The sequence below is a fragment of the Pantoea sp. ME81 genome (assembly GCF_903970985.1).
In the GTDB taxonomy this organism is placed as follows: domain Bacteria; phylum Pseudomonadota; class Gammaproteobacteria; order Enterobacterales; family Enterobacteriaceae; genus Pantoea; species Pantoea communis.
In genome coordinates, this window is the sequence record NZ_CAJCKS010000019.1 from 30,468 (window position 1) to 47,613 (window position 17,146).

The window sequence follows — 17,146 nt, forward strand, 5'->3', positions numbered from 1 at the left end:
CAGGTGAAATCATGGTTGATACAACTAACACGCAAAAGAAACTCACCCCGAGCGATGTCCGTGGTGTGTTCATCCGCTCTAACCTGTTTCAGGGTTCATGGAACTTTGAACGTATGCAGGCGCTGGGCTTCTGCTTCTCAATGGTGCCGGTGATTCGTCGCCTCTATCCTGAGAACAATGACGATCGTAAACAGGCGATTAAGCGTCATCTGGAGTTCTTTAATACCCATCCATACGTGGCAGCACCGGTGCTCGGCGTTACCATGGCGATGGAAGAACAACGTGCTAACGGCGCGGCGATTGATGATGCCGCGATTAACGGCATTAAAGTCGGCCTGATGGGACCGCTGGCGGGGGTGGGTGACCCGATCTTCTGGGGTACCGTTCGCCCGGTGTTTGCTGCACTCGGTGCCGGTATCGCGATGAGCGGCAGCCTGCTCGGTCCCCTGCTGTTCTTCATTCTGTTTAACGCCGTGCGTATGCTGACGCGTTATTACGGTGTGGCGTATGGGTATCGCAAAGGCGTGGATATCGTCAGCGATATGGGTGGCGGCTTCCTGCAAAAACTCACGGAGGGGGCGTCGATTCTCGGCCTGTTTGTCATGGGGGCGCTGGTCAACAAGTGGACACACGTGAACGTGCCGCTTGTGGTGTCGCGCATTACCGATCACACCGGCAAAACCACCGTGACTACCGTTCAATCGATCCTCGATCAGCTGATGCCGGGCTTAATCCCGCTGCTGCTGACCTTCGGCTGTATGTGGCTGCTGCGCCGTAAAGTTAACGCACTGTGGATTATCGTGGGCTTCTTTGCCCTGGGTATCTTTGGTTACTGGATCGGCCTGCTCGGTCTGTAATCATCTCGCCGGGGGCTTCGGCTCCCGGCAGTTTTCAGCGAAGTTACCTGAGCGCCAACGTTGAGGTAAATTCGGTTGAGGAAGAAAATGTAATGTCACTGACTGACGCTCTGATTGCCCTGCTGATCATCGCTTTCGCCCTGTTCGCGATTTACGATGACGCTATCCTGCCGCGGCGCAAGGGGCCGACCAAATTGCGTGTCGCGCTGCGTCGTCGCCATAAGATCGACAGCGGTATTTTTATCGTGTTACTGCTGATTCTGCTGTGGAATAACGTCAGCAACCATGGCCCGCAGCTCACCACCACGCTGCTGATGGTGTTATGCTTTATGGCGATCTGGCTATTCTGGCTACGCACGCCGAAATTGTTGATGAAGACAGAGGGACTGTTCTTCGGCAGCGTGTGGATCGACTATCGTCGCATTCAAAGTATGAACTTGTCTGAGGATGGCATTTTAGTCATGCAGCTGGAACAGCGTCGCCTGCTGATTGCAGTGCAAAAGCTCGACGACCTGGAACGTATCTACAATACGCTGGTGGAAGCGCGTTAAGTGCGCTGCCATAGCGTCAGCATGAAGTCGGCATCGCAGCTAAAGCTATCGGCTGCCACCAGCTGTTGCCAGACTTCTTCGCGCGCGCGCCAGGCAAAAGGCGTCATCTGCAGCAAGCTCACCGCTTCGGCCCCATTTAACGTCATTTCATAACGCAGATTGTGTTGCCCGACCTGGCTAAAACCTTCGTAAGCCTTTTCTTCTGCCGCGTGCAGCTGCACTTCACGATAAATCAGCGCCTTGAACTGCTGCAGATGATGTGGACCTGGCGTCACCGTCAGCAGATAGCCGCCCGTTTTCACCACCCGGTTCAGTTCGGTTTCATTACAGGGAGCATAGATGCGCACAATGCCCTCCAGCGATGCATCAGCAAAGGGTAAACGCTGGCTGGAGGCGACACAAAATTTCACCGTGCGATAACGTTTAGCCGCCATGCGAATCGCCGCTTTCGCCACATCCAGGCCAAACAACTGCGCCTGCGGAAGGGCTTCTGCCATTGCTGCGGTGTAGTAACCCTCGCCACAGCCAATATCCAATATTTGTGCCGCCTGGCCATTCAGGCGCTGTGCCAGATGTTGCGCCACTGCATCGCGCAATGGCTGATAGTGGCCTGCATCAAGAAATGCGCGACGTGCCAGCAGCATTTCCGCACTGTCACCCGGTTCCTTTGAGCCTTTATGCTGCACCGGCAACAAATTAACGTACCCTTCTTTAGCCTGATCAAATTGGTGACCTGCATCGCAGCGGAAGCTGTTGGCTTGCTGGTGCAAATGTTGCTGGCAAAGGGGGCAAATCAAAGACATAGACAACTCCGGGTTCACGATTCGCGCGCAGTTTACCCTGATCGTCTGGCAACAGAAAGGATAAAAGAAAAGCCCCGGTCAGAGACCAGGGCTTTACAATTCGTGTCAGCGGCGCATGGCACCGAGTCTGAGAACGAAATCAGATAGCAGTAACGTTTACTGCAGCTGGACCTTTCTGGCCGTCCTGAATTTCGAACTCAACAGCCTGGCCTTCAGCCAGAGTTTTGAAGCCGTTACCCTGGATTGCAGAGAAGTGTACGAACACGTCTTTGCTGCCGTCAGCAGGAGTAATGAAACCAAAACCTTTAGACTCGTTGAACCACTTAACCTGACCTTTAATCTTTGCCATTTTTGCAAATTCCTTTGATTGTTTATATTGCCCGAAGGCAGTCTTACAGATAAACCAGAGACGTTACTGAATGAGGCACTAATTTAAGGTTCGGCAAGGAAGCGGAATTCAACGTCAACGTCTTTACTCGTAACTTCTTTACTGAAGATGCCATACATAAACAGAACTGTACCTCGTTTGACCCAAGAGTCGTTATCACATATCCGCAAATTAATGGCAAGCCATTTTTAAACGGTGATCGACATGACGCACATAATTGGCCGTTGCTCTGCACTCTTCTGCCATTAGCATATTGACAGATGACGGAATAACTGCACAAAAAAATGTTATATGTCAGAGTAGTTAGCGCCAGTACTTACATTAGTCAAGCGTAGCGACGTAATCTAAACCAGCACAATTAAAGCGGTCAAGGCTACGCAAAAAGTATTGCATTAATATGGCATTGATAAAATATTTCGCCAAAAAATTAACATGGAATGCAACATTCGTGCGCTGAGCAAAACTTGTACAACCCGATTTATTAAGTACAAGTCATTAATTGTTTTGCACCAAAATCAGGAAAATATAAGCGCTCTTGCCCCAAATATATGCACGCTCGTTTTGGCGGTTATCTTATTTTTAACTAACGACTCTACAATTAAATGTTAAAAAAACGCACTGCGACGCTTGATTTAACAAATCGGGCTTAGGACACATCTGAATCGCTATTCTGCAAGCTTCGGCTGGTGCCTATTCTCCATGGCATAAAGCGTGAGTCCCATTCTCCCGCGGATTGCATTGCTTGCGCCAAAGCGGCAGGGGGTTCATCTAAAGGATCATCCGCCAGTTCAAACACACCCCAGTGGATCGGCAGCGTTAACGGACGCCCTATCGCCTGCCATAAACGCACCGCCTGATCGGGGTCCATATGTTGACCGCGCATGAACCATTTTGGTGCATAAGCGCCAATGGGCAACGCGGCAAGATTAAAGGGCCCAAGCCGTTCAGCAATTTCTAACAGGTTTTCGCTATAGCCACTGTCACCTGAAAACCAAAAATTCACACTCTGGTTTCGCACCACCCAGCCACACCACAGTGAGCGATTGCGATCCCAGAAAGTTCGCATGCTCCAGTGCCGCGCGGGTACGGCAGTCAGCGTCACTCCTGCGATATCAATGGATTGCCACCAGTCGCGTTCGGTGACATGACGCACGCCACGTTTGCGGCACCAGGTTCCCATACCCAGCGGCACAACAAATTGCGCATCCGGGAAATGACGTGCGATGCGCTTTACCGTAGGTCGATCGAGATGGTCGTAGTGATTGTGCGAAATCAGTACCACGTCGAGATGTGGCAACTGTGCAATATGGAGCGGAGCGGGCGTTTTACGCTGTGGTCCAGCAAACGGCAGCGGTGAAGCACGCGCAGAGAGTGCCGGATCGATGAGAATATAGCGGCGATTGAGCCGCATCAACACGGCGGCATGACCTAACCACCAGACGCGATCGTCATCACCGCCCAGATCGCTTTCCTGATACCAGCGGGCAATGAATGCCGGATAGCCGGCCTGAGGCGGCAGCGGCAAATGGTCCGCTTTGCGCTCCCGCCGCCAGCGCTGCAAATCCCCTGGCTGGCGCAATTCCGGTTCCGGATTGCGGAAACCTTCTGGCGTGTGATGCGCCAGCGTTGCGTCGTACCAGGGATTTTGCCAGGCCATTACTGCTCCATCATGTGTTTAACGTTCTGGAATCATACGGATGAAGTCGCGCTGTTCGACGGCGTCTTCTTCCTCCTGCTGTTTTGCTGTGGCAGGTTGAGCATCCGCCAGGCGGCGCAACAATGCATTCTGTTTTTTCTGCTCTTCCAGCAGTGCTTCCAGCAAACGAATCTGTTCACTGGCGCGCATGCTGGCCCGGTTAACGAAGAACCAGGCTATCAAGGCCACAACAATAATGATGGCCAGTACACCATAACTGAACAGCGGACTGGTATTTGCGGCTAACTCGTTCATAACTGCCTCTATTGTCAAACATAAAACACTTACACCGCCGCTGATTCTACTCGTTGTGTGCGGAAAAGATAATGGTTGCCGGTGGAAAGCAGATTATCCCGCATCTTGATGGCTTTCAGTTATCTCTGATCGATTTCATGAGCAGGACGCGTCATGCTGCTACTATAGAAATCGCAGCGACTTCAGGATAGCTGCGTTGTGTATCACAAGGAGATAAAATGAAACTATTCATTCGGGCGATAATCGCGGTGGCAGTGGTCTGGTTAGGGATGCTGTTTACCGGCTATGGCGTACTGACCGGAAGCAACAAAAACGCCGCTGGACTGGGCTTACAGTGTAGCTATCTCACTGCACGCGGCATGATCACCGCGCAATATCTGCATACCGACAGCGGTATTGTGGGTGTCACCGATTGTCCACTGCTGAAGAAAAGTGGCGAAGTGGTAGATAATTAGTGATTAAAACGGGCTGGCGACAGCCCGTTTTGCTATTCAGAATGGGTAGTCGTGGTAACCCAACTGGTCGGAAATATTGCGCGCGGCACGATGCAGCATCGCCACGTACTCATTTTTTGCTTCTTCAGAGAATCGGATTGTCGGGAACGAGATGCTCAATCCCGCGATCACCACGCCGAAGCGGTCGAAAACCGGCACAGCGATACAGCGTAAGCCCTCTTCCTGCTCTTCATTATCTTCACCGAAACCCTGCACTTTTACCTGATCTAATACCTCAAGCAGCGCTTCAGCACTGACGATGGTGTTGGCGGTACTGCGACGAAACTCGACTTCGCTCAGGATTGCCTGAACTTCAGTGCGATCGCGCCATGCCAGTAACACTTTACCGATGGCGGTGGTATGCAGCGGGTTACGACGCCCGATGCGCGAGTACATGCGCAGGTTATACAGCGAATCAATTTTATGGATATAGACAATGCTGTCTTCTTCCAGCGCACCCAGGTGGATGGTTTCTTTGGTCAAACGCGACAGTTCTCGCATTTCGACATCGGCACTACGAATCAGGTCGACGTTTTGTAGTGCCCTGGCACCCAATTCAAACAGCTTGAGCGTCAGCGAATATTTTTCACTTTCCCCTTCCTGCGCTACGTAACCCAATGATTTCATGGTTTGCAGAAAGCGGTAAACCGTGCTTTTTGACATCATCACGCGTTGCGACAGCTCGGTGATACCATGATCACGATCTTCGCCTAACGCCTGCAAAATGCCGAACACTTTCATTACCGAAGAGACGGAGTCTGGCTGTTTATCGTTATCACTGCTCGCCATTGCGCGTATCCTTTTTTGACGGTGTTTCAAAAAAAACGGAACAGAAGCGCCAGTATATGCGTTTCAGCCCAACGGCGGCAACGACTGGCAATCTGCGACACATTCCTTCGTAATTTTTTGTCAATGAATGCGGTGCTTTCCGTCACAAAATTGATTAGCATGATGATATTCACTTCCTTCATTTATTTCATTTATGTCCCCTACAGTCTCTCAGGATGGATTACCTGTTCCGCAGCGGTACGGCGCGATTATCACTATTGCGTTAGGCATCATGATGGCAGTGCTGGATGGTGCCATTGCTAACGTTGCGTTACCCACCATTGCACGCGAACTGAATGCCAGTCCGGCGGAATCAATCTGGATTGTTAACGCCTACCAAATCGCCATTGTTATCTCGTTACTGTCGCTCTCCTTTCTGGGCGATATGCTGGGTTATCGCCGTGTTTATCAGGTAGGGCTGGCGTTGTTTATCGCCACTTCACTGTTCTGCGCCCTCTCCTCTTCACTCAATATGCTTACCGTGGCGCGTATCCTGCAGGGTTTTGGCGGCGCGGCACTGATGAGTGTGAACACAGCGCTGATTCGTATTATCTATCCGCAGCGTTTTCTCGGCCGCGGTATGGCGATTAACTCGCTGATCGTCGCGGTGTCGAGCGCTGCGGGCCCAACGGTGGCAGCCGCGATTCTCTCCATCGCCAGCTGGAAATGGTTATTCCTGATCAACGTGCCGCTGGGCATTGTGGCACTGTGGCTGGCGCTGCGTTTTCTGCCAGATAACACGCAGAAAGCTAAACAGCAGAAGTTCGATGTTCCCAGTGCCATCATGAATGCCCTGTTCTTTGGCCTGCTCATATCGGCCCTCAGCGGGTTCTCACAGGGGCAGGATCACTGGCTCATTCTGGCGGAAGTCGTCGCACTGGTGTTGGTGGGCGTGGTGTTTGTTCGTCGCCAGTTGGCGATGCCAGTGCCGCTACTGCCGGTGGATTTGCTGCGCATCCCCATTTTTTCGTTGTCGATGTGCACTTCGATTTGCTCGTTCTGTGCGCAGATGCTGGCTATGGTTTCGCTGCCATTCTTCCTGCAAAACGTGCTGGGACGGGATGAAGTGGCAACCGGGTTGCTGCTCACACCCTGGCCGCTGGCCACCATGGTGCTGGCACCCATTGCTGGCCGGTTGATTGAGAAAGTCCATGCGGGATTATTGGGTGGCCTGGGGCTGGCAATGTTTGCGGCGGGTCTGTTCTTACTGGCACTGCTGCCTTCACAACCCACCGATATTGATATTATCTGGAGAATGATGCTTTGCGGTGCGGGCTTTGGTCTGTTCCAGTCTCCAAATAATCACACAATTATCTCCTCTGCCCCGCGCCATCGCAGCGGTGGCGCCAGCGGTATGTTAGGGACGGCGCGTTTGGTCGGTCAGAGCAGCGGTGCAGCACTGGTTGCATTGATGTTCAATCTGTTTAACGACAGCGGAACACATGCGTCACTGGTTCTGGCGGGTAGCTTCGCTACGGTGGCAGCCGTCATCAGTATGTCTCGGATGACGCAATCGAGTCAGACGGTGAAGTCATAAAACAACAAAGGTGCCCAATTGGGCACCTTTGTTTATTGCAACAGCCAAACCATTATTTCAGATAGTCACCGTTACGCAGCGCTTCGATACGCTTATCGAGCGGCGGATGCGACATAAACAATTCGCTCAACGATTTGCTTTTGCCGTTAATGCAGAATGCCATCATGCTGCTTGGCTCCTGCGGCTCGTAGCTGGTTTTCAAACGCTGCAGAGCGGCAATCATCTTCTCGCGGCCCACCAGTTTGGCTGAACCTGCATCCGCGTGGAATTCACGGTGACGTGAGAACCACATGGTGATGATGCTGGCGAGAATGCCGAACACCAGTTCCAGCACGGTCGCGACCGCAAAATAGACCAGCGGGTTACCGTTGCTGCTCTCTTCACCGTCACGGTTACCCGACAGGAAGCCCGATGCTACCTGCGCGATAATACGCGAAATGAAGATCACGAAGGTGTTCACCACACCCTGAATCAGCGTCATGGTGATCATGTCACCGTTAGCGATGTGGGCGATTTCGTGCGCCAGCACCGCTTCCGCTTCATCACGGCTCATGTTCTGCAGCAAGCCGGTCGAGACCGCAACCAGTGAGGCGTCACGACGCGCACCGGTAGCAAAGGCGTTAATATCTGGCGCGTGATAGATCGCCACTTGCGGCATCGCAATGCCGGACTGTTGAGCCTGGCGACTGACGGTATCCATCAGCCAGCGTTCTGTCTCGTTACGGGGTTGTCGAATCACTTCACCGCCGACGGAGCGCAACGCCATCCATTTAGACATCAGCAGTGAAACAAACGCACCGCCAAAGCCAAACAGACCTGCCATAATCATCAGACCCTGAACACTGCTTGACTGAATTCCTGTCAGACTCAGAATCAGTCCGAATACCAACATCACCGCCAGGTTGGTGACCAGGAAAAGCGCAATACGCATCATAAACGTTAATCTTCCTCAGTTGTGCTCGCGCTCATGCGCGGATATACATCCTATGTCCATTGCGCAGGTTTTCAAGCAACCTTAATCTTTAAGTGTCTAAAAAGACATAACTTTACATTTGGTAATGATGTGCGCAATTCTGCCCATTAGCCACAATGAACAATATCTTTGGTGCAAAAAAAACACCGCCGGAGCGGTGCTTTTATTCAGCGAAAATTTATTTCGCGCCTTCAGCAGGCTGGGTTTTCTCCAGCTGTGCCATGTCATTGGCAATTTTCACGGTTTCGTCCAGATACGGGTCTGGCTCTTTGTAGTCTTTCGGCAAATCTTCAATGCTCTTCAGCGGGGCTTTGCCTTCCGCCTGGTAGCGCGCGTTAATGCGTTCCAGACGCAGTGCATCATCTTCGTGGTTCTCTTTCTCACGTTGAGCAAGATTGAGCGACACAATATTGCGTTTGTCTTTCATCGCGTCAAAGCGCGCAATATCTTTCATGATGTACTGGAACTCGCGATCTTTAGCGATACGATCGGCGTGCTCTTTGGTCAGCTGCGGTACCAGCGCGGTGATATCACCGGTTTTGGTGTAAGTCGCGGCATTCACGCTATCCCATGGCAGCGCGTTGTCCTCGAACTTCTCACCGGTTTCCGCCGCTTCTACGCCAGTTGGCATCAGCAGGTCCGGCGTGACGCCTTTACGCTGAGTACTGCCACCGTTAATGCGATAGAACTTCTGGATGGTATATTGCACTGAGCCCAGCGCCGGCCATTCAGGACGCAGCATCTGATCATAGATGCGGTTGAGCGAACGATACTGCTGCACGGTGCCTTTACCAAAGGTCGGTTCACCCACAATCAGCGCACGGCCGTAATCCTGCATCGCTGCGGCAAAGATTTCAGATGCGGAAGCACTGAAACGATCGACCAGCACCACCAGCGGACCTTTGTAATAAACGATACCGTCGTTATCGCTGTCCTGGCGCACGCGACCGTTGTTGTCACGGACCTGCACCACTGGGCCACTTGGGATAAACAGACCCGACAGTGATACGGCTTCGGTGAGCGCACCGCCGCCGTTGGTACGCAAATCAATCACGATGCTGTCGACGTTCTGCTTCTGCAGTTTTTGCAGCTGCACTTTTACATCGTCAGTCAGGCCAACGTAGAAGCCTGGAATATCCAGTACGCCGACTTTCTCTTTACCGACGTTATGTACGGTGCCTTTCACCGCGCGATCTTCAAGACGGATCTTTTCACGCGTCAGTGTCACGGTGCGGGTTTTGGTGCCCTTGCCAGCAGGCAGGATTTCCAGGCGCACTTTGCTGCCTTTCGGTCCTTTGATTTTGGACACCACATCATCCAGACGCCAGCCAATCACATCTTCCATTGGCTTACCTGGCTGGGCAACACCGACAATGCGGTCGCCCACGCTGATGGATTTGCTTTTCGCGGCCGGTCCGCCAGCCACCATGGAGTTGATGACCGTGTAATCATCGTCCATCTGCAGCACGGCACCGATACCTTCCAGCGACAGGCTCATCTCGGTGTTGAACTGTTCGGTGTTACGCGGTGAAAGATAGTTGGTGTGCGGGTCGATTTCGTGCGCAAAGGCGGTCATCGCCAGCTGGAACACATCTTCACTGTTGCTCTGCGCCAGGCGACGAATGGCAAAGTTGTAACGCTTAGTCAGCGTTTCACGAATCTCTTTGTCATCTTTACCGGCCAGTTTCAGGCTCAGCTCGTCATATTTGACTTTGGCATCCCACAGCGCGTTCAGCTCATCGCTGTTTTTCGGCCAGGGTGATTTTGCACGGTCAATGTCGATGGTGTCATTGCCGGTGAAATTCATCGGGCGATTCAGCACGCTTAGCGCATATTGATAGCGCTCGAAGCGGCGTTTCTGCGCCAGATTGTAGAGATCGTAGAACACATCCAGCTTACCGCTGCGCAGTTCATCACCCAACGTGGTTTTCTTATCGGCGTATTGCGCGATGTCTGAAGCCAACAACACGTTATGGTTGTAGTCGAGCAGATTCAGGTAGCGATCAAAAATTTTCGCAGAGAAATCCTGATTCAGATCGAACTGGCGATAGTGAGAACGGGTGAAACGCGAAGTGACGCGTTCACTGACGGTAGGATGCTGCGGGTCTTCATGTAACTGTGGAATCTGGTCGGCGCGGGTAATGTTATCTGCGCCAAAGGTGGGGCCTGCTAACAGCAGGCCCGCGATCATACCGATCTTTAAAATGTTGTTCATGCCGAGGTCAGCCTCCGTTTCAGAACTGCAAGTGTTCTGCGCGCACAATCATTGCCATGCCGGAAGCGAGCTGCACCCGAACGCCATCCTTGGTGATTTCAAGAATGGTGGCGTCCATTGCACTTTTGCCTGCTTTAACTTTGATGTTCTGGCCGGGTTGCAAAGTTGAGGTATCAGTGACAGGTTTAGCTCGCGGTGGGCGCGGTGCAGCAGGACGTTCTGCTGATGCGGCACGCGGTGCCTGTGGACGAGGCTTGCGAGGTGCTTCGCCTTCAGCCGCTTTGCGAGGAGCAGGTTTACGAGGACGACGCTCTGCGGTCTCTTCACCGGCTTCGCGTTTCTTCGCTTTTTGCTGATCGCGCTGCGCCTGAACGCGCGCTTTGGCTTCTTCCAGCTGCTTGCGCGCATGTTCAACGTGTTGTTCGTCCAGCACGCCACAGGCGTTGCCATCGAGATCAACACGGATTGCACCCGCTTTAATGCCGTACAGGTAACGCCAGCTTGAGGTATAAAGGCGCAAGGCTGAACGCAGTTGCGTCTTGCTCAGGCTGTTTTCACCCTGAACGCGCTCAACCAGATCCTGGAAGATACCGATTTTAAGCGGACGCGCTTCACCTTCGGCGCTAAAACATTGCGGAAAACGTTCCGCCAAAAAGGCGATCACTTCTTTACTGCTATTCAACTTAGGTTGATTTTCCATGAAATTTCCTGATTACTACGGGTTTGCCGACCAGAGCAGGCATGAACAGGCGACATTATAATGACAACATCGCCAAATGCTATGTGATCCAGTCGATTAGCTGCGTGACAGTTGAATAAATTTTTCGATGTCACTGCCCGCCAGCACTTCACAAAGCCCGTCGGTAAGGGCCACCAGCCCCGCTTCATCCTCACTATCAAAGCGAGAATAAACCGTACTATCAATGTCTAGCACACCGACAACGGTGCCATTCACTTTCAGAGGAATCACGATTTCAGCGTTGCTGGCCGCATCACACGCGATATGACCAGGGAACGCATGCACATCCTCAACGAGCTGTACTTTATCCTCTGCAATCGCTGTGCCACAAACCCCTTTGCCCACCGGAATGCGTACGCAGGCAATTTTGCCCTGGAACGGACCCAGCACCAGCGTATTTGGCTCGGTGAGCAAGTAGAATCCTGCCCAGTTCACGCCTTCCAGGCGTTCAAACAACAGCGCACTGCAATTACCCAGTGCTGCCAGGAAAGAGGTTTCGCCCGCTAACAGTGCACGGACATCGCGATTTAAATCCTCGTAAAAGGCTTTTTTGTTCATTGTTTAACCATAACTCGTCACTGTCGTGAGCTTGTTGTCACTCAGTTGTTAAAATAAGCACTAATAATCCAGCCCCATCAGGTGAATCATTGTGTTAGTTACTATACCCTTAGCAGTCGGTGGTTAAGACTATTCTTGTACCACTCCCTATTGCAGTCAGAATGCTCTGAACAGCATGCCGGTAAACGTAACGAACGATGGGCCACTTGCGTCACCTATGAAAATTCACGCTATCAGCCAGACGTTGCCCCACGCACGTTATCAGCGTTGTCCGCAATGCGATACCCTTTTTTCCTTACCGGATGTGAAATCGCATCAGTCGGCGCATTGCCCGCGCTGTCATGCAAAAATTCAAAGTGGCCGCGATTGGTCAATGACGCGACTCACCGTAATGGCCGTGACCATGATCGTGTTGATGCCCATCGCCTTCAGCCTCCCTTTGGTGGATATTCGCTTGCTCGGCATGCGCATCAACGCCAGCCTGGTGGAAGGCGTCATCCAGATGGCGCAGCAGGGCAACGTGCTGACGGCCTCGATGGTGGCGTTTTGTACCATTGGTGCACCAGTAACCTTAGTCGCGGGCATCTGCTATTTATGGATTGGCAACGCCATCGGGATGAACCTGCGTCCGGTGTTGCTGATGCTGGAGAAGCTCAAAGAGTGGGTGATGCTGGATATCTATCTGGTCGGTGTGGCGGTCGCCTCTATTAAGGTGCAGGATTATGCCGCGCTGGAGGTGGGCTACGGTCTGGTGGCCTACATCGCGCTGACGGTGCTGAGCCTGTTGACGCTGATTCACCTTAACGTGGAAGAGCTGTGGGAACACTATTATCCGCAGACTTTGCCGACGTCCCCCCCTGAACAGTGGCAGGTGTGTCTGAACTGCCATCAAACCGGCATGCCGGACGATCGCGGGCGTTGTACACGTTGTCACACCCCGCTCGATTTCCGTCGTCGCCACAGTTTGCAGAAATCCTGGGCCGCGCTGATCGCTTCGATTGTGCTACTGATCCCCGCTAATCTGCTGCCGATTTCAGTAGTTTACGTTAATGGCGCACGCCGTGAAGATACGATCTTCTCCGGTATTCTGGGTCTGGCTTCCGGCAACATCCCGGTGGCGGCGGTGGTATTTATTGCCAGTATCCTGGTGCCGTTTACCAAAGTGTTAGTGATGCTGACTTTGCTGGTCAGCATCCATTTTAAGTGTGAACAGGGCTTAAAAACCCGCATTCGACTGCTGCGTGCCATCACCTGGGTGGGACGCTGGTCAATGCTGGATCTGTTCGTGATTGCGGTCACCATGTCATTGGTGAATCGCGATCAACTGCTGGCTTTTACCATGGGACCTGCCGCCTTCTACTTTGGCGCGGCAGTCATCCTGACCATTATGGCTGTAGAGTGGCTTGATAGCCGCCTGATCTGGGATGCACATGCAACAGGAAACGCCGACTACACCGACTAGCGCCAACCTGCGTAACAAACGCAAGGTTTCGCCGTTCTGGCTATTGCCCATTATTGCCCTGCTGATTGCTGGCTGGCTGTTATGGACAAACTATCAGGAACGCGGTACCACTATCACCATCAACTTCCAGACCGCGGATGGCATCGTGCCGGGCCGTACGCCGATTCGCTATCAGGGCGTGGAAGTGGGTACCGTGCAAGGTATTGTGCTGAGCGATGACTATCACAGCATCCAGATCAAAGCCAGTATCAAGAGCGATATGCGCGATGCGCTGAAGGACAATACACAGTTCTGGCTGGTGACGCCGAAAGCCTCGCTGGCAGGTGTTTCAGGCCTGGATGCGCTGGTGGGCGGTAACTATATTGGCATGATGCCCGGCGGCGGCAATCCGCGTGAGCACTTTACCGCGCTGGACACCCAACCCAAGTATCGCGTCAACACCGGCGAATTGCTGATCCATCTGCACTCTCCCGATTTGGGTTCGCTGAACACCGGGTCGCTGGTCTACTACCGCAAAATCCCGGTGGGACGCGTGTATGACTACAGCATCAACGGTAATACTGATGGCGTCACGGTCGACGTACTGATTGAGCGTCGTTTCGTCAATCTGGTGAAAAAGCAGAGCCGCTTCTGGAACGTGTCCGGCGTAGACGCTGACGTCAGTCTGAGCGGTGCCAAAGTGAAGCTCGAGAGCCTGGCCGCGCTGGTGAATGGAGCGATTGCCTTTGATTCTCCAGAAGAAGGTCAGCAGGCCAACAGCGATGAAAACTATCAGCTCTACCCCGATCTGGCACGCAGCCAGCGTGGCGTGCAGATCAGTCTGGATTTACCGAGCGGCGATAACCTCAAAGCGAATAGCACGCCACTGATGTACCAGGGTCTGGAAGTCGGTACCTTGACCAAGCTCAATCTGTTGCCGGGCGGCAAAGTCACCGGCGAACTCACCGTGGATCCTTCGGTGACGAGCCTGATGCGCAGCGGTACCCGCATTGAAATGCGGGCGCCCAAACTGAGCCTGACCGACACCAATCTCAGCAGCTTGCTGACCGGTAACACCTTCGAACTGGTACCGGGCGAAGGTCCCGCGCAGGATCACTTTACCGTGCTGCCTGCCAGCGAAACCCTGCTGCAAAAACCGGATGTTCTGACGGTAAAACTCAGCGCGCCGGAAACCTACGGTATTGATGGCGGTCAGCCGGTGATGCTGTACGGCATGAAGATTGGGCAGGTCATTTCGCGTCAACTGGATGAGAATGGCATTAGCTTCGCGGTGGCCATCAATCCGGAATATCGCCATCTGGTGCACGCGGACAGCAAATTCATTGTGAATAGTCGTCTCGACGTGAAGTTTGGTCTCGATGGAATGCAGGTGCTGGGTGCCAGTGCCCGTGAATGGGTAGACGGCGGCATACGTCTGGTGCCGGGTGCGAAAGGCAATCCTTCCGCCCGTTATCCTTTATATGCCGATGCTGAGCGTGCGCAGGAAGGGATTATCGGTGACCAGCCGCCAACCACACTGAAACTGACCGCCAACAGCTTGCCAGATGTGCAGGCCGGTTCAGTGGTGCTGTATCGGAAATTCCAGGTGGGTGAAGTGGTGTACGTGGTGCCGCGCGCCGATGCCTTTGAGATTTCCATCCACATTGAGCCGCAATACCGCAAATTGCTGACCAGCGAGAGCGTATTCTGGGCCGAAGGTGGTGCGAAAGTGCAACTTAACGGCAGCGGTTTAACGGTGCAGGCTTCGCCGCTCAACCGTGCGCTGAAAGGGGCGATCAGTTTCGATAACCTCACTGGCGCGCAAGCGGCGAAAGGCGTGAAACGCGTACTCTATGCCTCTGAAACGGCTGCGCGTGCAGTCGGCAGCCAGATCACCTTGCATACCTTTGATGCCAGCAAGCTGGCTGCGGGCATGCCGATTCGTTACCTCGGCATTAATGTCGGCCAGGTCGAATCACTGGCATTGAGTAAAGACAATAATCAGGTGGTGGCGAAAGCGGTGCTTTATCCCGAGTATGTGCAGGACTTTGCGCGTATCGGCAGTCGCTTCTCGGTGGTCTCACCGGAAATTTCGCCAGCGGGTGTTAATCATCTGGAGACCTTGCTGCAGCCTTACCTCAATGTCGATCCCGGCAAAGGGGCTCAGGCACGTACCTTTGAGTTGCAGGAGAGTACCATCACCGATTCGCGTTACCTCAACGGACTCAACATTTATGTCGATGCCACCGAAGCGGGTTCACTGTCGCTGGGTACGCCGGTGCTGTTCCGTGGTGTAGAAGTGGGCACGGTGACCGGCACTTCGCTGGGTAACATGGCGGATCGCGTACAGATCGCGCTGCGCATCAGCAAGAAGTATCAGCATCTGGTGCGTAATAACTCCGTGTTCTGGCTGGCGTCTGGCTATAACCTCGACTTCGGTCTGATTGGTGGGGTAGTGAAAACCGGTACCTTCCAGCAGTTCATTCGTGGCGGTATTCAATTTGCCACACCGCCGACGGTGCCGCTGGCGCCTCAGGCCGGTGCTGATAAACACTTCCTGTTGCAGGATGAAGCGCCGAAAGAGTGGCGCAGTTGGGGAACGGCGATTCCGGATCCCAATTAAGCAATCGGGCAGCCTGCGGGCTGCCCGTTTTATTTGCACGTGTTACACTTCGCGCTAAATTTGATACCCCGGTAAATGTCCGTGTCCGATCGCTTTCCTGAAGATTTCCTTGCGCTGATGCGCACCAGCCTGGCTGACGAAAATGAACTGCAGCGTTTCCTGGCGATTAGCCAGCAGCCGCTGCGCCGCAGCCTGCGCGTCAATACGTTGAAAATCAGTGTGGAGGCGTTTTTAGCACGCACCGCGCATTATGGCTGGCGCTTAACGCCGGTTCCCTGGTGCGCCGAAGGATTCTGGATCGAGCGGGAAGATGAGACATTGCCGCTGGGCAGTGTGGCCGAGCACCTGAGCGGTTTGTTCTACATTCAGGAAGCCAGCTCAATGCTGCCGGTCACCGCGTTGTTTGATGCCGCGCCAGAAGCACGCAAGGTGATGGATGTGGCCGCTGCACCCGGTTCCAAAACCACGCAAATGGCCGCGTTGATGCGCAACGAAGGCGCGATTCTCGCCAATGAATATTCAGCCAGCCGCGTAAAAGTGTTGCATGCCAATATCAGCCGCTGTGGCGTCAGCAATGTGGCGCTGACGCACTTTGATGGTCGTGTGTTTGGTGCCGCCCTACCTGAGCAGTTTGATGCCATCCTGCTGGATGCGCCCTGCTCCGGCGAAGGTGTGGTGCGTAAAGATGCCGACGCCCTGCGTAACTGGACACTGGCCAGCACTGAAGAGATTGCCGCAACCCAGCGTGACCTGATCGACAGTGCGTTTCATGCCTTACAGCCAGGCGGCACGTTAATTTATTCCACCTGTACACTGAACCAGATTGAAAATCAGCAGGTGATCGCCTGGTTGCAGCAGCGCTATCCCGATGCGGTTGAAATCGTGCCGTTGTGCGACCTGTTTGACGGTGCCGAGCGTGCATTGACGCCGGAAGGCTTCCTGCATGTCTTCCCACAGATTTTCGACAGCGAAGGCTTCTTTGTTGCGCGTCTGCGCAAGACGGCCAGCATCCCGGCGCTACCTGCACCGACCTATAAAGTAGGGAAACTGCCCTTCTCGCCTGCCAGCCGCAAGCTGATCGCCGAAGTGCAACAGGCGGCAGCGAAGGTGGGGATTGAGTGGGATGGTCATCATTCGTTGTGGCAGCGTGATAAAGAACTGTGGCTGTTCCCTGCTGCGCTGGAAAAC

17 protein-coding genes are annotated in these 17,146 nt (G+C 53.5%); 7 read left to right on the forward strand and 10 right to left on the reverse strand.

The window, feature by feature from the left end; all coding sequences use genetic code 11:
* The first annotated feature begins 11 nt into the window (after positions 1–11).
* Positions 12–857 (forward strand): PTS mannose transporter subunit IID, encoded by an 846-nt coding sequence (locus H7A81_RS05640; protein WP_038646579.1) that lies wholly within the window; start codon positions 12–14, stop codon positions 855–857.
* 92 nt (positions 858–949) lie between these two features.
* On the forward strand, positions 950–1,408 hold the full coding sequence (locus H7A81_RS05645; protein ID WP_182056961.1) for a DUF986 family protein: 459 nt from the start codon (positions 950–952) through the stop codon (positions 1,406–1,408).
* Here H7A81_RS05645 and rlmA read toward each other — a convergent pair.
* The 5 genes from rlmA to H7A81_RS05670 all read right to left on the reverse strand — a co-directional run bounded on the left by rlmA (position 1,405) and on the right by H7A81_RS05670 (position 4,550).
* Positions 1,405–2,211, reverse strand: coding sequence for a 23S rRNA (guanine(745)-N(1))-methyltransferase (rlmA, locus tag H7A81_RS05650; protein WP_166932316.1), 807 nt, complete (start codon positions 2,209–2,211; stop codon positions 1,405–1,407). The genes H7A81_RS05645 and rlmA overlap by 4 nt on opposite strands.
* A 139-nt stretch (positions 2,212–2,350) precedes the next feature.
* Positions 2,351–2,560 carry a transcription antiterminator/RNA stability regulator CspE gene (cspE, locus tag H7A81_RS05655; RefSeq protein WP_034828712.1) on the reverse strand — a complete coding sequence of 70 codons (210 nt, stop codon included), beginning with the start codon at positions 2,558–2,560 and terminating at the stop codon, positions 2,351–2,353.
* Between the two features lie 83 nt (positions 2,561–2,643).
* Positions 2,644–2,718 carry a DUF2627 domain-containing protein gene (locus H7A81_RS05660; protein WP_128599124.1) on the reverse strand — a complete coding sequence of 25 codons (75 nt, stop codon included), beginning with the start codon at positions 2,716–2,718 and terminating at the stop codon, positions 2,644–2,646.
* A 527-nt stretch (positions 2,719–3,245) separates the two neighbouring features.
* A complete protein-coding gene (locus tag H7A81_RS05665) occupies positions 3,246–4,256 on the reverse strand; it encodes an MBL fold metallo-hydrolase (protein ID WP_182056962.1) in 1,011 nt (336 codons plus the stop codon).
* Between the two features lie 18 nt (positions 4,257–4,274).
* On the reverse strand, positions 4,275–4,550 hold the full coding sequence (locus tag H7A81_RS05670; protein WP_034828707.1) for a YebO family protein: 276 nt from the start codon (positions 4,548–4,550) through the stop codon (positions 4,275–4,277).
* A gap of 218 nt (positions 4,551–4,768) precedes the next feature.
* Between H7A81_RS05670 and H7A81_RS05675 the strand changes: the two genes are divergently transcribed.
* Positions 4,769–5,005: a YobH family protein gene (locus H7A81_RS05675; protein ID WP_182056963.1), complete on the forward strand. Its 237-nt coding sequence runs from the start codon at positions 4,769–4,771 to the stop codon at positions 5,003–5,005.
* A 36-nt stretch (positions 5,006–5,041) separates the two neighbouring features.
* Here the strand turns inward: H7A81_RS05675 and kdgR are convergent, their stop codons facing one another.
* Positions 5,042–5,833, reverse strand: coding sequence for a DNA-binding transcriptional regulator KdgR (gene kdgR / locus H7A81_RS05680; protein ID WP_034828705.1), 792 nt, complete (start codon positions 5,831–5,833; stop codon positions 5,042–5,044).
* A 193-nt stretch (positions 5,834–6,026) separates the two neighbouring features.
* Between kdgR and H7A81_RS05685 the strand changes: the two genes are divergently transcribed.
* Complete coding sequence (locus H7A81_RS05685; RefSeq protein WP_182056964.1) at positions 6,027–7,409, forward strand: MFS transporter; 1,383 nt, start codon at positions 6,027–6,029, stop codon at positions 7,407–7,409.
* 52 nt (positions 7,410–7,461) lie between these two features.
* Here the strand turns inward: H7A81_RS05685 and htpX are convergent, their stop codons facing one another.
* The 4 genes from htpX to H7A81_RS05705 form a co-directional block, all read right to left on the reverse strand.
* A complete protein-coding gene (gene htpX / locus H7A81_RS05690; protein ID WP_182056965.1) occupies positions 7,462–8,343 on the reverse strand; it encodes a protease HtpX in 882 nt (293 codons plus the stop codon).
* A gap of 217 nt (positions 8,344–8,560) precedes the next feature.
* Positions 8,561–10,597, reverse strand: coding sequence for a carboxy terminal-processing peptidase (gene prc, locus H7A81_RS05695; RefSeq protein ID WP_182056966.1), 2,037 nt, complete (start codon positions 10,595–10,597; stop codon positions 8,561–8,563).
* Between the two features lie 19 nt (positions 10,598–10,616).
* Positions 10,617–11,297, reverse strand: coding sequence for an RNA chaperone ProQ (gene proQ / locus H7A81_RS05700; RefSeq protein WP_034828699.1), 681 nt, complete (start codon positions 11,295–11,297; stop codon positions 10,617–10,619).
* A 96-nt stretch (positions 11,298–11,393) separates the two neighbouring features.
* Positions 11,394–11,894, reverse strand: coding sequence for a GAF domain-containing protein (locus tag H7A81_RS05705; RefSeq protein ID WP_038646557.1), 501 nt, complete (start codon positions 11,892–11,894; stop codon positions 11,394–11,396).
* Between the two features lie 217 nt (positions 11,895–12,111).
* Here H7A81_RS05705 and yebS point away from each other — a divergent pair, with 217 nt between their 5' ends.
* From yebS to rsmF, 3 genes are all read left to right on the forward strand, one after another.
* On the forward strand, positions 12,112–13,356 hold the full coding sequence (gene yebS / locus H7A81_RS05710; RefSeq protein ID WP_182056967.1) for a membrane integrity lipid transport subunit YebS: 1,245 nt from the start codon (positions 12,112–12,114) through the stop codon (positions 13,354–13,356).
* Positions 13,325–15,958, forward strand: a complete 2,634-nt coding sequence (locus tag H7A81_RS05715) for a PqiB family protein (RefSeq protein ID WP_166932310.1) — start codon at positions 13,325–13,327, stop codon at positions 15,956–15,958. Before yebS ends, H7A81_RS05715 begins: the two co-directional genes overlap by 32 nt.
* 75 nt (positions 15,959–16,033) lie before the next feature.
* Positions 16,034–17,146 (forward strand): 16S rRNA (cytosine(1407)-C(5))-methyltransferase RsmF (gene rsmF / locus H7A81_RS05720; RefSeq protein WP_182056968.1); only part of this gene is annotated, 1,113 nt, incomplete at its 3' end.

Coding starts and splice junctions, on each gene's coding strand:
- H7A81_RS05640 (WP_038646579.1), top strand. CDS start 12: ATGGTTGATACAACTAACACGCAAAAGAAACTCACCCCGAGCGATGTC.
- H7A81_RS05645 (WP_182056961.1), top strand. CDS start 950: ATGTCACTGACTGACGCTCTGATTGCCCTGCTGATCATCGCTTTCGCC.
- rlmA (WP_166932316.1), bottom strand. CDS start 2,211: ATGTCTTTGATTTGCCCCCTTTGCCAGCAACATTTGCACCAGCAAGCC.
- cspE (WP_034828712.1), bottom strand. CDS start 2,560: ATGGCAAAGATTAAAGGTCAGGTTAAGTGGTTCAACGAGTCTAAAGGT.
- H7A81_RS05665 (WP_182056962.1), bottom strand. CDS start 4,256: ATGGCCTGGCAAAATCCCTGGTACGACGCAACGCTGGCGCATCACACG.
- H7A81_RS05670 (WP_034828707.1), bottom strand. CDS start 4,550: ATGAACGAGTTAGCCGCAAATACCAGTCCGCTGTTCAGTTATGGTGTA.
- H7A81_RS05675 (WP_182056963.1), top strand. CDS start 4,769: ATGAAACTATTCATTCGGGCGATAATCGCGGTGGCAGTGGTCTGGTTA.
- kdgR (WP_034828705.1), bottom strand. CDS start 5,833: ATGGCGAGCAGTGATAACGATAAACAGCCAGACTCCGTCTCTTCGGTA.
- H7A81_RS05685 (WP_182056964.1), top strand. CDS start 6,027: ATGTCCCCTACAGTCTCTCAGGATGGATTACCTGTTCCGCAGCGGTAC.
- htpX (WP_182056965.1), bottom strand. CDS start 8,343: ATGATGCGTATTGCGCTTTTCCTGGTCACCAACCTGGCGGTGATGTTG.
- prc (WP_182056966.1), bottom strand. CDS start 10,597: ATGAACAACATTTTAAAGATCGGTATGATCGCGGGCCTGCTGTTAGCA.
- proQ (WP_034828699.1), bottom strand. CDS start 11,297: ATGGAAAATCAACCTAAGTTGAATAGCAGTAAAGAAGTGATCGCCTTT.
- H7A81_RS05705 (WP_038646557.1), bottom strand. CDS start 11,894: ATGAACAAAAAAGCCTTTTACGAGGATTTAAATCGCGATGTCCGTGCA.
- yebS (WP_182056967.1), top strand. CDS start 12,112: ATGAAAATTCACGCTATCAGCCAGACGTTGCCCCACGCACGTTATCAG.
- H7A81_RS05715 (WP_166932310.1), top strand. CDS start 13,325: ATGCAACAGGAAACGCCGACTACACCGACTAGCGCCAACCTGCGTAAC.